This is a genomic window from Martinezella calliandrae (genome assembly GCF_030272695.1).
Classification (GTDB): domain Bacteria; phylum Pseudomonadota; class Alphaproteobacteria; order Rhizobiales; family Rhizobiaceae; genus Rhizobium; species Rhizobium calliandrae.
This window is the reverse complement of sequence record NZ_JARFYN010000007.1, coordinates 88,010-103,796: the sequence shown is the minus strand read 5'-3', so window position 1 is coordinate 103,796 and position 15,787 is coordinate 88,010. Positions and strand designations below refer to the sequence as shown.

Below are 15,787 nucleotides of genomic sequence, written 5' to 3'. Positions count from 1 at the left end.
ACAGCTTTACATCGGTGCGTAAACTGCTAGGTAGAGGTAGTGGCAATTTGATCTGGTTAGGCGTAACACCCTGAATATAAATCACAAATGGCGAGACTTGATAGTATGAATAACTTGACCAAGGCCAATCTCCCCGTTCCTGCGCCCCGCAGTTCCCGCCCCGAAATCCTGGCGGAAGAAATCATCGAGCGTCTGACCTATCGCATCGGCAAGGACGCAAAAGTCGCCAAGCCCCACGACTGGCTGACGGCGACGATCCTTGTCATTCGTGACCGCGTCATCGACAAGTGGATGGAATCGACCCGCAAGGTCTATGAGACCGGCGCCAAGCGCGTCTACTATCTGTCCCTTGAATTCCTCATCGGCCGCCTGATGCGCGATGCCGTGTCGAACCTCGGCCTGATGGAGGAGATCACCAATGCGCTCTCCTCGCTCGGCGTCGACGTCCGCGTCATTGCCGGCCTTGAGCCGGATGCAGCACTCGGCAACGGCGGCCTTGGGCGTCTAGCGGCCTGTTTCATGGAGTCGATGGCGACTGTGGACGTCCCGGCCTATGGCTACGGCATTCGTTATGTCCACGGCCTGTTCCGCCAGCAGATGGCCGACGGCTGGCAGGTGGAACTGCCGGAAACCTGGCTCGCCCACGGCAATCCCTGGGAATTCGAGCGCCAGGAAAGCGCCTATGAAATCGGTTTCGGCGGCGCCGTCGAATATGTCAGTGGCCATGACGACCAACCGCGCTATGTCTGGAAGCCTGCTGAGCGCGTCATCGCGGCCGCCTTCGATACGCCAGTCGTTGGCTGGCGCGGCAAGCGCGTCAATACGCTGCGCCTCTGGTCGGCACAGCCGATCGACCCGATCCTGCTCGACGCCTTCAATGCCGGCGACCACATCGGTGCGCTGCGCGAAAGCAACAAGGCCGAAAGCCTGACCCGCGTTCTCTATCCGGCCGACGCGACGCCCGCCGGCCAGGAGCTGCGCCTGCGCCAGGAATTCTTCTTCTCGTCCGCCTCGCTGCAGGACATCCTGCGCCGTCATCTGCAGCAGTATGACGATCTGACCAATCTCGCCGAGAAGGTTGCGATCCAACTGAACGACACCCATCCGGCCGTCTCAGTCGCGGAAATGATGCGCTTGCTGGTCGATGTTCATGGCCTCGATTTCGACGCCGCCTGGGATATCACCCGCAACACCTTCGGCTACACCAATCACACGCTCCTGCCGGAAGCGTTGGAAAGCTGGCCGGTGCCGCTGTTCGAGCGGCTGTTGCCCCGCCACATGCAGATCATATACGCGATCAACGCCAAGATCCTGGTCGAAGCCCGCAAGGCTCGCAATTTCAGTGACGCTGAAATCCGCTCGATCTCGCTGATCGATGAAAATGGTGACCGCCGCCTTCGCATGGGCAATCTCGCCTTCGTCGGCTCGCATTCGATCAACGGCGTCTCGGCGCTGCACACCGATCTGATGAAGGTCACCGTTTTCGCCGACCTGCACAAGCTCTATCCGGATCGCATCAACAACAAGACCAACGGCATCACGCCGCGTCGCTGGCTGATGCAGTGCAATCCGGGTCTGACCGGTCTCGTGCGCGAAGCCATTGGCGACGCGTTCCTCGACGATGCCGAGAAGCTGAAGCCGCTTGACCAGTTCGCCCACGATCGGGCGTTCCAGGAAAAGTTCGCCGCCGTCAAACGCGCCAACAAGGTGCAGCTTTCCAATCTGGTTGCCAGCCGCATGGGCATCAAGCTTGATCCCAATGCCATGTTCGACATCCAGATCAAGCGCATCCACGAGTATAAGCGTCAGCTTCTAAATATCGTCGAAGCCGTCGCACTCTACGACCAGATCCGCTCCCATCCGGAACTGGACTGGCAGCCGCGCGTAAAACTGTTCGCCGGCAAGGCGGCGCCGAGCTATCACAACGCCAAGCTGATCATCAAGCTGATCAACGACGTCGCCCGCGTCATCAACCACGACCCGTCGGTACGCGGTCTCCTGAAGGTCGTCTTCGTACCGAACTACAACGTCTCGCTGGCCGAAGTCATGGTCCCGGCGGCCGACCTCTCCGAGCAGATCTCGACCGCCGGCATGGAAGCATCCGGCACCGGCAACATGAAGTTCGGCCTGAACGGCGCGCTCACGATCGGCACGCTCGACGGCGCCAATGTCGAAATGCGCGACAATGTCGGCGAAGACAATATCGTCATCTTCGGCCTGAAGGCCGACGAGGTTGCCAATCTGCGTAGCGACGGCCACGATCCCCGGGCCGTGATCGAACGTTCACGTGAACTGGCGCAGGCGCTTTCAGCGATCGCGTCGGGCGTTTTCTCTCCGGACGACCGCACCCGCTATGCCGGCCTTATCGACGGCATTTATGCCCATGACTGGTTCATGGTCGCGGCCGATTTCGACGCCTATGCAGCGGCACAACGCGACGTCGATACCCTCTGGGTCAATCCCTCGGAGTGGTATGCCAAGACGATCAACAATACCGCCCGGATGGGTTGGTTCTCCTCCGATCGGACGATCCGTCAATACGCCAAGGAAATCTGGAGAGCCGGATGACAAAGCCGAAAAGACCCGCTGACGGCATCGCCTTGAGGGATATTTCGGCAGGCGAGATTGCTGCAATTCTCGCGGGCACACATTCCGATCCATTCGCCGTCCTCGGCGTACACCGGACGGATGAGGGCTTCGTCGCCCGTTGCTTCATCCTCGGTGCAGAAGCCGTCACCGCCACGGCGCTGGACGGTTCTGTCATCGGCGAACTGGATTGTCTCGATCCAGCGGGGTTCTTTTCGGGAAACATCACGGTCACCAAGCAACAGCCGGTGCGCTATCGCGCCCGGCGCGGCGACGCCGAATGGGCAGTGACTGATCCCTACAGCTTCGGCCCGGTCCTCGGGCCGATGGACGATTACTTCGTCCGCGAGGGCACGCATCTGCGCCTATTCGACAAGATGGGTGCACACCCCTTGAAACATGAGGGTGTTCAGGGCTTTCATTTTGCCGTCTGGGCGCCGAACGCGCAGCGCGTTTCGGTGGTCGGTGACTTCAACAACTGGGACGGCCGCCGGCATGTCATGCGCTTTCGCTCCGACTCCGGCATTTGGGAAATCTTCGCACCCGACATTCCGCCGGGCGTTGCCTATAAGTTCGAAATCCGTGGCCATGACGGCGTGGTCCTGCCGCTGAAGGCCGATCCCTTCGCCCGCCGCAGCGAACTTCGGCCGAAGACGGCTTCGGTCACCGCCAGCGAAATGACCCAGGTCTGGGAAGACGAGGCACACCTGGAACATTGGGCGAGCGTAGATAAGCGCCGCCAGCCCATCTCGATCTATGAGGTACATGCCGGCTCATGGCAGCGCCGCGACGACGGCTCGATGCTGTCCTGGGACGAACTTGCGTCGCGCCTCATCCCCTATTGCGTCGACATGGGCTTCACCCATATCGAATTCCTGCCGATCACCGAACATCCCTACGATCCGTCCTGGGGCTACCAGACGACGGGCCTCTATGCGCCGACGGCCCGGTTCGGCGAACCGGAAGGCTTTGCCCGCTTCGTCAATGGCTGTCATAAGGTCGGCATCGGCGTCATCCTCGACTGGGTACCGGCGCATTTCCCGACGGACGAGCACGGGCTGCGCTGGTTCGACGGCACGGCGCTTTACGAGCACGAAGACCCGCGCAAGGGCTTCCATCCCGACTGGAATACCGCGATCTATAATTTCGGCCGCACCGAGGTTCTCGCCTACCTGCAGAACAATGCGCTCTACTGGGCCGAGAAATTCCATCTCGATGGCGTTCGCGTCGATGCTGTTGCTTCGATGCTCTATCTCGACTATTCGCGCAAGCACGGCGAATGGATCCCGAACGAGTATGGCGGCAACGAGAACCTGGAGGCGGTTCGCTTTCTGCAGTCGATGAACACCAGGCTTTATGGCTCGCATCCGGGCGTGATGACCATCGCCGAAGAATCGACCTCCTGGCCGAAGGTGTCGCAGCCGGTTCACGAAGGCGGCCTCGGCTTCGGCTTCAAATGGAATATGGGCTTTATGCACGACACGCTGAGCTATCTCGCCCGCGAGCCCGTGCACCGCAAATATCACCATAACGAGCTGACGTTCGGCCTGATCTATGCCTTCTCCGAAAATTTCGTTCTGCCGCTCTCCCATGATGAAGTGGTGCACGGCAAGGGTTCGCTGATCGCCAAGATGGCGGGTGACGACTGGCAGAAATTCGCCAACCTGCGCGCCTACTACGCCTTCATGTGGGGTTATCCGGGCAAAAAACTGCTGTTCATGGGCCAGGAATTCGCGCAATGGAGCGAGTGGAGCGAAGCCCGTGCGCTGGATTGGAACCTCCTGCAATACCGAATGCATGAGGGCATGCGGCGCCTGGTGCGCGATCTCAATTTGACCTATCGCAGCAAGCCGGCATTGCACGCCCGTGACTGCGAAGGCGACGGCTTCGAATGGCTGATCGTCGAGGACTTCGAGAATTCGGTCTTTGCTTGGCTGCGCAAGGCACCCGGCGAAAAGCCAATCGCGGTCATTACCAATTTCACGCCAGTCTACCGCGAGAACTATAGTTTGCGCCTGCCAGCCGAGGGACGGTGGCGCGAAATACTAAATACCGATGCCGACATTTACGGCGGCAGCGGCAAGGGCAATGGCGGACGCGTGCAGGCCGTCAGTGCAGGCGGAGGCATACAAGCGACGATAACGCTACCTCCCCTGGCGACGATCATGCTCGAACCGGAATTTTGAGACCAACAGGACAGGGAGGAATGAAATGGTAGAAAAACGTATCCAGCCACTGGCACGCGATGCCATGGCCTACGTTCTTGCCGGTGGCCGGGGCAGCCGCCTGAAAGAGCTGACCGACCGCCGCGCCAAACCTGCCGTCTATTTTGGTGGCAAGGCTCGTATCATTGATTTCGCGCTGTCCAACGCGCTGAACTCCGGTATCCGCCGCATCGGCGTCGCAACGCAGTATAAGGCTCACTCCCTGATCCGACACTTGCAACGCGGCTGGAACTTCCTCCGCCCGGAGCGTAATGAAAGCTTCGACATTCTGCCGGCGAGCCAGCGCGTTTCAGAGACGCAATGGTACGAAGGCACGGCCGACGCCGTCTACCAGAACATCGACATCATCGAGCCCTACGGTCCGGAATACATGGTCATCCTCGCCGGCGACCACATTTACAAGATGGACTATGAATGGATGCTGCAGCAGCACGTCGATTCCGGCGCGCAGGTCACCATTGGCTGCCTGGAAGTGCCGCGCATGGAGGCTGTCGGCTTCGGCGTCATGCATGTCGACGAGAAGGACCAGATCATCGATTTCGTCGAGAAGCCGGCGGACCCGCCGGGCATTCCCGGCAATCCCGATTTCGCGCTGGCATCGATGGGCATCTACGTCTTCCACACAAAATTCCTGATCGAGTGCCTGCGACGCGATGCCGCCGATCCGAATTCCAGCCGTGACTTCGGTAAGGATATCATCCCCTACATTGTCAAGAACGGCAAGGCCATCGCCCATCGCTTTACGCAGTCCTGCGTTCGCTCCGATTTCGAGCGCGAGGCCTATTGGCGGGACGTCGGGACGGTCGACGCATACTGGCAGGCCAATATCGACCTGACTGCCGTCGTGCCGGAACTCGACATCTACGACAAATCCTGGCCGATCTGGACCTATGCCGAAATCACGCCGCCGGCCAAGTTCGTTCATGACGACGAGGACCGCCGCGGTTCGGCCGTCTCCTCCGTCGTCGCCGGTGACTGCATCATCTCCGGTGCGACCCTGTCGAACAGCCTGTTGTTTACCGGCGTGCGCGCCAATTCCTATTCCAAGCTGGAAGGAGCCGTCGTGCTGCCGAGCGTTAAGATCGGTCGCCGCGCCCAGTTGAAGAATGTCGTCATCGATCACGGCGTCACCATTCCGGAAGGTCTGGTCGTCGGCGAGGATCCGGAACTGGACGGCAAGCGCTTCCGCAGGACGGAAAATGGTATCTGCCTGATCACGCAGACGATGATCGACAAGCTGGATATCTGACATATGAAAGTTCTTTCGGTTTCGTCCGAAGTCTTCCCTTTGATCAAGACAGGGGGTTTGGCCGATGTGGCCGGCGCCCTGCCTATCGCACTCAAGCCCCATGGCGTCGAGACGAAGACGCTGCTGCCGGGCTATCCCACGGTCATGAAAGCCATCCGCAATCCGGTGGTTCGTCTGGAATTTGCCGATCTGCTCGGCGAAAAGGCGACCGTCTTCGAGGCCGAACACGACGGGATTTCCCTCTTCGTGCTCGACGCGCCGGCCTACTACAACCGCACTGGCGGGCCCTATGTCGACGCGACCGGCAAGGACTATCCCGATAATTGGCGGCGTTTTGCTGCCTTGTCGCTCGCCGGATCCGAAATCGCCGCCGGCCTATTGCCCGGCTGGCGGCCGGATCTTGTGCATGTGCACGACTGGCAATCGGCGATGGTGCCGGTCTACATGCGTTACTATCCGACGCCGGAACTGCCGAGCGTACTCACGATCCACAATATCGCCTTCCAGGGACAATTCGGGGCGGACATCTTCCCCGGCCTGCGCCTGCCTGCACATGCCTTCTCGATAGAAGGTATCGAATATTACGGCGATGTCGGCTTCCTCAAAGGCGGCCTGCAGACCGCTCTAGCCCTCACCACCGTCAGCCCTTCCTATGCGGAGGAAATCCTGACGCCGGAATTCGGCATGGGCCTCGAAGGCGTCATCGCCAGCCGGGCAAACAGCCTGCACGGAATTGTGAACGGCATTGACGACGGCATCTGGGATCCGCAAACCGACCCGATGATTGCGCAGACCTACGGGGCAGCAACGTTGAAAGACCGAGCCGCGAACCGCAAGGTCGTGATCGAGCATTTTGGTCTGGATGACGATGACGGGCCGATTTTCTGTGTCGTCAGCCGCTTGACCTGGCAGAAAGGCATGGATCTGCTCGCCCGCATTTGCGGGGACATCGTCCGGCTGGGCGGCAAGCTCGCCATCCTCGGCGCCGGCGATGCGGCTCTTGAAGGCGCGCTTTTTGCCGCCGCTGGCCGTTATCGCGGCCGTGTCGGCGTGTCCGCCGGTTACAATGAGCCGATGTCGCATCTGATGCAGGCCGGCTGCGACGGCATCATCATTCCATCCCGTTTCGAACCCTGTGGCCTCACGCAGCTTTATGGCTTACGCTATGGCTGCCTGCCGATCGTTGCGCGCACGGGTGGCCTCAACGACACCATCATTGACGCCAACCATGCAGCACTGCAGGCAAAAGTCGCGACCGGCATTCAGTTTTCGCCCGTCACTGCCGACGGGCTGCTGCAGGCCATACGCCGCGCCATGCACCTTTTCCAGGATCGAAAGGTCTGGACGCAGATGCAAAAGCAGGGCATGAAATCCGACGTATCCTGGGGCAAGAGCGCAGAACGCTATGCAGCCCTCTACTCCAGCCTTGTCTCGAGAGGCGCCTAACCAGATGATTAAAACAATTCCCACCAAACCCTATGCGGATCAGAAGCCTGGCACCTCGGGCCTCCGGAAGAAGGTTCCCGTATTTCAGCAGCCGAACTACGCCGAGAACTTCATCCAGTCGATTTTCGATTCGCTCGAAGGCTACCAGGGTAAATGCCTGGTCATCGGCGGCGATGGCCGCTTTTACAATCGCGAAGTCATCCAGAAGGCCATCAAGATGGCCGCCGCCAATGGCTTCGGCAAGGTGATGGTCGGCAAGGGCGGCATTCTCTCCACGCCCGCTGCCTCGAACATCATCCGCAAATACAAGGCGTTCGGCGGCATCGTGCTGTCGGCCAGCCACAATCCGGGCGGCCCGACCGAAGACTTCGGCATCAAGTACAATATCGGCAATGGCGGCCCGGCGCCGGAAAAGATCACGGACGCGATCTATGAGCGCACCAAGGTCATCGAAAGCTACAAGATCGCCGATTTTGCCGACATCAATCTCGATCGCATCGGCCGCGAGGATGTGGGCGGCATGATCGTCTCCGTCATCGACCCGGTCGAAGACTATGCCGCTCTGATGGAAGAGCTGTTCGATTTCGGCGCGATCCGCAACCTCATCAGCCTCGGCTTCCGCCTCTGTTTCGACGCGATGAGCGCGGTAACGGGCCCCTATGCCAAGGAAATCTTCGAAATTCGTCTCGGCGCACCGGGCGGTTCGGTTCGCAATTTCCTGCCGCTGCCGGATTTCGGCGGCCATCACCCCGATCCGAATCTGGTCTACTGCAAAGAGCTCTATGACGAGATGATGGGTGACGACGCACCCGACTTCGGCGCAGCATCCGATGGCGACGGCGACCGCAATCTGATCATCGGCAAGGGCATCTACGTCACACCGTCCGACAGCCTGGCGATCCTTGCTGCCAATGCCAATCTGGCGCCCGGCTATTCGCACGGCATCGCTGGCATCGCCCGCTCCATGCCGACCAGCGGAGCCGCCGACCGTGTCGCCGAAAAGCGTGGCATCGGCATCTACGAGACGCCGACCGGCTGGAAATTTTTCGGCAATCTGCTCGATGCCGGCATGGCGACGATTTGTGGCGAGGAAAGCTCCGGCACGGGTTCCAACCATGTCCGCGAAAAGGATGGTCTCTGGGCCGTGCTGCTCTGGCTCAACATTCTTGCTGTGCGTGGTGAGAGTGTCATCGATATCGTCACCCAGCATTGGGCGACCTATGGCCGCAACTATTACTCACGTCATGACTATGAAGGCGTCGACACAGAAGCCGCCAATGGTCTGATCAGCGCGCTGCGCGAGAAGCTGCCGACCTTGGCGGGCACGAAGTTCGGCGATCTGACGGTCGCGGCAGCCGACGATTTTGCCTATCACGATCCGGTCGACAAGTCGGTCAGCCAGCATCAGGGCATCCGCATCCTGTTCGAAGGCGGCTCCCGCGTCGTCTTCCGCCTGTCCGGTACCGGCACGACGGGCGCAACCCTGCGTGTCTATATCGAGCGCTACGAGCCCGACCCTACTCGTCACAATATCGAGACACAGGAAGCGCTGGCCGACCTCATCGCCGCCGCCCAGGATATCGCCGAGATCAAGGGCCGCACCGGTCGCGACGCGCCGACAGTGATTACTTGACGGCAAATACTGCGGAGTTCCCCCTCGCCCACCCTCTCCCCAAGGGGAGAGGGGGATTGTGCCGCAAGCACCTTCGCCCCGAGCGGAGAAGTGGATTTCGGTGGTGAGCAGAGCGAAATCGCAAAAAGACGGATAAGGGGTTTATCCGAGAGCGACGGCAAATTGTATCACCCTGGTCGTTCCAACGTCCGAAAATGGAAAGCCCGCGAGACATGCAAGAGCCCGCCACCCGATCTTTCGGCGCTACGGTTACCGACCAAGGCGTGGAATTTGCAGTTTGGTCCAAGCATGCCGACAAGATCGAGCTCTGCCTGTTCGACGCCGCAGGTCACAAGGAGATCGCCCGTCTGCCGATGAAGCGCGAAGGCGAGGAGCATCGCTTGGCTGTGGAGGGTGTCAAGGAAGGCGCGCGCTACGGTTTTCGCGCCCACGGCTCATACGATCCGGATCAAGGTCTGTGGTTCGATCCGTCAAAACTGCTTGTCGATCCCTATGCCAAGGAAATCGACCGGCCGTTCGGCCACGATCCGCGCCTGGGTATGTTCGGCGAGGACACGCAGGATCTGATACCGAAGGCGATCGTCTCGCGCGACGTAGCAGTGAAGACCGTCAAGCCGCTATTCCAACCGGGCGGCCTGATCTATGAAATTGCCGTCAAGCCGTTCACCATGCTGCATCCGGATGTGCCGACAGAAAAGCGCGGCACACTGGCCGCCCTCGCCCACCCCGCCGTCATCGCTCATCTGAGGCGCCTGCATGTGGACGCGGTCGAGCTGATGCCGATCGTCGCCTGGATCGACGAACGGCATCTGCCACCGCTCGGGCTCAGCAATGGTTGGGGTTACAATCCCGTCGCCTTCATGGCACTCGACCCGCGCCTGGCGCCCGGCGGTGTAAGGGAGTTGCGCGAAACGGTGGCAGCGCTGCACGCCGAAGGCATCGCCGTCATCCTCGATCTTGTCTTCAATCATACCGGCGAGAGCGACCGTCTGGGCTCGACGCTCTCATTGCGCGGCCTCGACAATCCTACGTATTTCCGCCATGAGCCCAACCGACCCGGCACGCTAATCAATGACACCGGCACCGGCAATACGGTCGCCTGCGATCAGCCCGCCACGCGCCAGCTCATCATGGATAGCTTGCGCCATTTCGTGCTCCATGCCGGCGTCGATGGCTTCCGTTTCGATCTGGCCACCGTCCTCGGCCGCACGACCAAAGGCTTCGACCCGGAAAGCCTGACGCTGCGGTCCCTGTTCGCCGACGACGTTCTCGAGGATCGCGTCATGATTGCCGAACCATGGGATATCGGCCCCGGCGGCTACCAGCTCGGCGATTTTCCGGCTCCTTTCCTCGAATGGAACGACCGCGCCCGTGACGACGTCCGCGCCTTCTGGCGCGGCGACGACCACAAGATCGGCGATATCGCCACCATCCTCGCCGGCTCTTCCTCCATTTTCGGCCGCGACGGCCGCATCCAGACCCGCAGCGTCAACTTCCTAGCCGCCCATGATGGCTTTACGTTGATGGACATCGTCTCCTATGCACAGAAGCACAATGAGGCGAACGGCGAGAACAATCGCGACGGTCACAACGAAAACTTCTCTTGGAACAATGGCGTCGAGGGAAAGACCGACGATCCGGCGATCCTCCGCAAACGCTGCTCCGACATCGAAGCCTTACTCTCCACACTCTTTGCCACGCGCGGCACGATCATGTTGACCGCTGGCGACGAAGGTGGACGCACCCAGCGCGGCAACAACAATGCCTATTGCCAGGACAACGACATAACCTGGATGGACTGGGCGGCACTGGATGAGGAGTTGATTGGCCATACCGCCTGGCTCGCAAGCCTCCGCCGTCGCTTCACCGCCTTCAGCGACTTGGAATTTTTCAACGGCAACGGAGACGTTCTCTGGTTCAACGCCAAGGGCACGGCGATGACGGTGCCGGATTGGGAGACGCCGGCTGCAAGCGTACTCGGCATGGCGATTGGGACGGAGGATCGCGACAGCGTCAAGAAGACCCGTCTCGCCGTGCTGCTCAACCGTGCGAACGAGGAACAGGACTTCAAGCTTCCGCCATCCGGCAAGGCCGGCTGGTCGCTGCTCACTCCGAAGGAAACGACCGCGGTTCAAGAGGCAGTCACCGTACCGGCACGCTCGGTCAGCTTTCTCATCGAAAACTGAGCCCGTTGACTTTCCGGTCTTGTTCGCCAGAAAGGTCAAAAGAAGCAGCAGAGCCTGACGAGGATAGAATGCCCGGTGATATTTCGCTTGTTGAGATCATGAAACTGGTCGGAACCGAGATTGGCATCTCCGACTGGATCACGGTCGACCAGACGATGATCGACACTTTCGCCGACGCGACGCTCGATCATCAGTTCATCCATGTCGATCCCGAGCGTGCCAAGGCCGAGACACCCTATGGCGGCACCATCGCGCACGGCTTCCTGACGCTGTCGCTGCTTTCAGCGATGAACTACAGTGGCCTGCCGAAGATCCGCGAGCAGACACTCGGCATCAACTACGGTTTCGAAAAGATCCGCTTCATGTCGCCGGTCAAATGCGGCGCCCGCGTACGCGGCCGCTTCACGCTCGCCGAAACCCGGCTGCGCGGCGCCAACATGCTGATGCTGACCTACGAGGTCAGCGTCGAGATCGAAAACGAGCGCAAGCCGGCGCTCACTGCGACATGGACGACCATCTCGCAATTCGATCCGAAGGATCGACCGGAAGGGGCTTAAAGCCCCGCATCTTCGGCCGCCTCGGCCAGAAGGCCGAAGGCGTAGTCGGAAAAGGAGCGCCAAACTTCGACGCGGAATGTCTCCTCGTCGATGCGCAGCAGCACGACTTCCGCCTTGCCGAACAACGTGCGCGAGCAGGCTCCGACAGGGAAAGCCTGCAGCGACAGATCCTGCGGGCAACCGCCAGCGAGTGACGTTTCAGCGCCAGGGCCGGAAACGATGATTGCCGTGTTTCGGTGCGAAATATCGGTCGCCGCGTAGAGAACCCCTGCATCGCCTGGAAGGCCTAGCAGATCGACGCCGCTTTCGTCGATGATGAGCCATTCATCCGGTCCGAGCCAGAGAGCATAGCGGCCGTCCTTATGCGAAGAGGTCTTTGGCCGCTGCGGTATATCTAGCTTAAGAGCCCAGGACAGACCGGGTATCGATTCGGCAGGCGCGCGCAACGAAATGCGGCTGGCAGGCGCCGCCGCCGTTAGGCGAACGGTGGCGGCACCGCCGTGGCGGCCGGCGAGCGGCAGTTTACGGGTTGCGAGATCAGCCATTGATCCGGCCTCCTTCCTTGTCAAAGAACACCAGATCCGTCACCTCGACGGCAATCGTCTTGTCGGGCATCGGCACGTGGAGCGTCTTGCCCATGCGCTCCCGGCCGCCCGCAACCAGGGCGAAGGCGATGGAACGACCGAGATTTTCGGACCAATAGGCCGAAGTGACATGGCCGAGCATGGTCATCGGCTTCTGCTCGTTCGGATCGGCGACAATCTGTGCGCCCTCCTCCAGCACGACCTTCGGATCGCGGGTTACGAGACCGACAAGCTGCTTGCGGCCTCCCCTGACCAGATCCGGCCGTTTCAGGCCGCGAATGCCGACGAAATCGATCTTCTTCTTGGAAACGGCCCAGGAAAGTCCCGCGTCATCGGGCGTCACGGTGCCGTCGGTATCCTGGCCGACGATGATGTAGCCCTTTTCAGCGCGCAGTACGTGCATGGTTTCGGTGCCGTAGGCGCAAGCGCCCATCGGCTCGGCGCGAGCCCAGACGGCTTCCCATACCGACTGACCGTAATCGGCCGGAACGTTGATTTCAAAGCCGACTTCACCGGTAAAGGAGACGCGGAACAGCCGCGCCGGTACACCACAAACCTTGCACTCCGCCACGCTCATATGCGGGAAGGCTTCATTGGAAAGATCCAGCCCCTCGACAAGCGGCTCGATGATCTCGCGGGCCTTCGGGCCTTGCACTGCGATGACGGCCCACTGCTCCGTGGTGGACGTCAGCCAGACCCTCAGATGCGGGAATTCGGTCTGCAGATAGTCTTCCATGTGATGCAGCACGCGCGGCGCACCGCCGGTCGTGGTCGTCACATGGAACCGGTCCTCGGCCAGGCGTCCGACGACGCCGTCGTCATAAACAAAGCCATCCTCGCGCAGCATGATGCCGTAGCGGCAGCGGCCAGGCTTCAGCGTATCCCACGCATTGGTATAGATGAGGTTCAGGAACTTTGCCGCATCCGGCCCGACCACTTCGATCTTGCCGAGCGTCGAGGCGTCGAACACACCGGCCAGCTCGCGCGCCGTGCGGCATTCGCGATTGACGGCCTGATGCATGGTCTCGCCGGGGCGCGGGTAAAACCATGCGCGCTTCCAATTGCCAACGTCCTCGAAGACGGCGCCGTGAGCCTCTTCCCAGGCATGTATCGGCGTCTTGCGCGCGGGATCGAAGAGCGACCCGCGCGAATGGCTGATCAGCGTGCCGTAGGTCACCGGGGTGTAGGGTGCGCGGAAGGTCGTAAGACCGACCTGCGGGATATCCTTGCCGAGCATTTCCGCAGCGATCGCCAGGCCATGCATGTTGGAAAGCTTGCCCTGATCGGACGCCATACCGTTGGTGGTGAAACGCTTGATGTGTTCGATCGAATGCATCCCCTCGCGCACGGCGAGGCGGATATCCTTGGCGCAGACATCATGCTGGAAATCGACGAAAGCCTTGGCATTGGTATCCGGCCCTGCACCCTCGGCTGCGCCGATCATGCCGCCGGTCCATTCGAAGGCCTGTTCGGCGTGCAACAAGATCTTGTCGCCCTTACCATTGGCACCGGCAGCCCGCGCCATCAGCTCGCCGGCAGCCAGCGATTCCTCGATCGCCGCCTGCAGCCCGTCCGTGCCGTTGCAAGCGCCGACGGAGAGACAATCCTGAACATAAGTGCCCGGCAGGAAACGTTGCTTCTCGGCATCGAATTTCAGCTTGCCGCGCGACTGTGAAAACAGATGCACGGACGGCGTCCAGCCAGCGGAGACGAGCAGAGCGTCGACCGCGATCTTGCGCGAGCCCCGGCCGCCGTTACGTGCCACCGTCATCGATGAAATGCGTAGTTTGCCGGCCGTGTCGATGACGGCATAATCGGTCAGCACCTCGATGCCGAGCCGCTTTGCTTCCGCGATCACGGCCTCGCCCGGGCGCGAACGGCTGTCGACGATCGCGGCGACGGAAACGCCGGCGCGCTTCAGGTCGAAGGCGGCTTCATAAGCTGAGTCATGCGCCGTATAGACGCCGATCTTGGCGCCGACGGCGACACCGTAGTGATTGAGATAGGTGCGCGCCGCGGATGCCAGCATGATGCCCGGACGGTCGTTGTTCGGAAACACCATGTGCCGCTCGATCGCGCCCGTCGCCATGATGACGCGCTTGGCACGGACCTGCCACAGACGCTCGCGCGGCAGATTACGGCCAGGTTTTGCGATATGATCGGTGACGCGCTCGGCAAGACCGACGAAATTATGATTGTAGTAGCCGAAAGCCGTCGTGCGGGTCAGCACCTCGACATTGTCCATCGACTGGAGCTTGGCGATAACATTCTGGGCCCAGACGTAGCCCTCGACGCCACCGATCTTGACGCTTGCATCAAAGCGCAGCGCCCCGCCCGCTTCCGACTGTTCGTCGCAGAGAATGACCTTGGCGCCGGCCTCCGCTGCAGCGAGCGCCGCCGAAAGACCGGCAATGCCGGCGCCGACTACCAGGATATCGCAATGGGCATAGCGGCTGGCGTAATGATCGGGATCTTCCTCCGTCGGTGCAACTCCGAGACCGGCGGCGCGGCGGATGAAGGGTTCGTAGATATGCTTCCAGGCGGCCTTCGGCCACATGAAGGTCTTGTAGTAGAAGCCGGCGGCAAAGAACGGCGACAGCAAATTGTTGACGCCGCCGACATCGAAGGCGAGCGATGGCCAGCGGTTCTGCGACTGCGCCCTCATGCCATCGAAGACCTCCTGCACGCTGGCGCGCACATTCGGTTGGCGGCGGGCCGAATCGCGGGAAATATCGAGCAGCGCATTCGGCTCTTCGGCCCCGGCTGACAGGATGCCGCGGGGACGATGATATTTGAACGAGCGGCCGACGAGATGAATGCCGTTGGCGAGCAGCGCCGAAGCGACGGTGTCGCCCTCGAGCGCGGTATAGCTTTTGCCGTCAAAGGTGAAGCGGGCGGTTCTAGCTGGCGTCAGACGGCCCTTGCCCGCAATACGATTGGCGCCGCTCATTTCGCAAATCCCTCTTCTTGTGCCGCTTTTTCTTGTGCATTTTGGTCTTGCACCACCGGCCCAAGAGCGGCCAGCGGCGTCGAAAGATAAGGCTTCGGCTCGCCGGCCTTATAGGTGCAGTAGAAGCGGTCGCTCACCGTGTCACGCGCCGCATTGAAGAAGCGGCCGCAGCCATGGATATGCCGCCAGCGCTCGTAGATCAGACCCTTAGGATTGTCCCGCAGGAAGAAATATTCCTCGAACTCCTCGTCGGAGATCGCGGCAATATTTGCGGGCCGCACGATATGCGCGTCGCCGGCGTTGCGGAATTCCAGTTCCGAACGCTCTTCCTCGCAATAGGGGCAGTAAATCAGCAGCATCGTTTTCTACCT

Annotated in this window: 10 protein-coding genes; 7 read left to right on the top strand and 3 right to left on the bottom strand. The window is 60.9% G+C overall.

What is annotated here, in order from left to right:
• Positions 1-105 precede the first annotated feature (105 nt).
• The 7 genes from PY650_RS07420 to PY650_RS07390 all read left to right on the top strand — a co-directional run bounded on the left by PY650_RS07420 (position 106) and on the right by PY650_RS07390 (position 11,882).
• Positions 106-2,568: a glycogen/starch/alpha-glucan phosphorylase gene (locus PY650_RS07420; protein ID WP_285878422.1), complete on the top strand. Its 2,463-nt coding sequence runs from the start codon at positions 106-108 to the stop codon at positions 2,566-2,568.
• Entirely contained in the window at positions 2,565-4,772 is a 2,208-nt protein-coding gene (gene glgB, locus PY650_RS07415; RefSeq protein WP_285878420.1) for a 1,4-alpha-glucan branching protein GlgB, read from the top strand. Before PY650_RS07420 ends, glgB begins: the two co-directional genes overlap by 4 nt.
• A 25-nt stretch (positions 4,773-4,797) precedes the next feature.
• Positions 4,798-6,060 (top strand): glucose-1-phosphate adenylyltransferase, encoded by a 1,263-nt coding sequence (gene glgC, locus PY650_RS07410; RefSeq protein ID WP_285878418.1) that lies wholly within the window; start codon positions 4,798-4,800, stop codon positions 6,058-6,060.
• Between the two features lie 3 nt (positions 6,061-6,063).
• The gene (glgA, locus tag PY650_RS07405) at positions 6,064-7,506 is read left to right on the top strand and encodes a glycogen synthase GlgA (RefSeq protein ID WP_285878416.1); all 1,443 of its coding nucleotides are present in this window, start codon (positions 6,064-6,066) and stop codon (positions 7,504-7,506) included.
• 4 nt (positions 7,507-7,510) lie between these two features.
• A complete protein-coding gene (locus tag PY650_RS07400) occupies positions 7,511-9,139 on the top strand; it encodes an alpha-D-glucose phosphate-specific phosphoglucomutase (RefSeq protein ID WP_285878414.1) in 1,629 nt (542 codons plus the stop codon).
• Positions 9,140-9,351: 212 nt separating this feature from the next.
• The gene (glgX, locus tag PY650_RS07395) at positions 9,352-11,325 is read left to right on the top strand and encodes a glycogen debranching protein GlgX (protein ID WP_285878412.1); all 1,974 of its coding nucleotides are present in this window, start codon (positions 9,352-9,354) and stop codon (positions 11,323-11,325) included.
• A 68-nt stretch (positions 11,326-11,393) separates the two neighbouring features.
• A complete protein-coding gene (locus PY650_RS07390; protein ID WP_285878410.1) occupies positions 11,394-11,882 on the top strand; it encodes a MaoC family dehydratase in 489 nt (162 codons plus the stop codon).
• Here PY650_RS07390 and PY650_RS07385 read toward each other — a convergent pair.
• Genes PY650_RS07385 through PY650_RS07375 form a run of 3 tightly spaced genes read right to left on the bottom strand, consistent with a single transcriptional unit; the run spans position 11,879 to position 15,775 of the window.
• Complete coding sequence (locus PY650_RS07385) at positions 11,879-12,427, bottom strand: sarcosine oxidase subunit gamma (protein ID WP_285878409.1); 549 nt, start codon at positions 12,425-12,427, stop codon at positions 11,879-11,881. The genes PY650_RS07390 and PY650_RS07385 overlap by 4 nt on opposite strands.
• Positions 12,420-15,416, bottom strand: coding sequence for a sarcosine oxidase subunit alpha (locus tag PY650_RS07380; protein WP_285878407.1), 2,997 nt, complete (start codon positions 15,414-15,416; stop codon positions 12,420-12,422). Before PY650_RS07380 ends, PY650_RS07385 begins: the two co-directional genes overlap by 8 nt.
• Positions 15,413-15,775, bottom strand: coding sequence for a sarcosine oxidase subunit delta (locus PY650_RS07375; RefSeq protein WP_285878405.1), 363 nt, complete (start codon positions 15,773-15,775; stop codon positions 15,413-15,415). Before PY650_RS07375 ends, PY650_RS07380 begins: the two co-directional genes overlap by 4 nt.
• Positions 15,776-15,787: the final 12 nt, after the last annotated feature.

Coding starts and splice junctions, on each gene's coding strand:
- PY650_RS07420 (WP_285878422.1), top strand. CDS start 106: ATGAATAACTTGACCAAGGCCAATCTCCCCGTTCCTGCGCCCCGCAGT.
- glgB (WP_285878420.1), top strand. CDS start 2,565: ATGACAAAGCCGAAAAGACCCGCTGACGGCATCGCCTTGAGGGATATT.
- glgC (WP_285878418.1), top strand. CDS start 4,798: ATGGTAGAAAAACGTATCCAGCCACTGGCACGCGATGCCATGGCCTAC.
- glgA (WP_285878416.1), top strand. CDS start 6,064: ATGAAAGTTCTTTCGGTTTCGTCCGAAGTCTTCCCTTTGATCAAGACA.
- PY650_RS07400 (WP_285878414.1), top strand. CDS start 7,511: ATGATTAAAACAATTCCCACCAAACCCTATGCGGATCAGAAGCCTGGC.
- glgX (WP_285878412.1), top strand. CDS start 9,352: ATGCAAGAGCCCGCCACCCGATCTTTCGGCGCTACGGTTACCGACCAA.
- PY650_RS07390 (WP_285878410.1), top strand. CDS start 11,394: ATGCCCGGTGATATTTCGCTTGTTGAGATCATGAAACTGGTCGGAACC.
- PY650_RS07385 (WP_285878409.1), bottom strand. CDS start 12,427: ATGGCTGATCTCGCAACCCGTAAACTGCCGCTCGCCGGCCGCCACGGC.
- PY650_RS07380 (WP_285878407.1), bottom strand. CDS start 15,416: ATGAGCGGCGCCAATCGTATTGCGGGCAAGGGCCGTCTGACGCCAGCT.
- PY650_RS07375 (WP_285878405.1), bottom strand. CDS start 15,775: ATGCTGCTGATTTACTGCCCCTATTGCGAGGAAGAGCGTTCGGAACTG.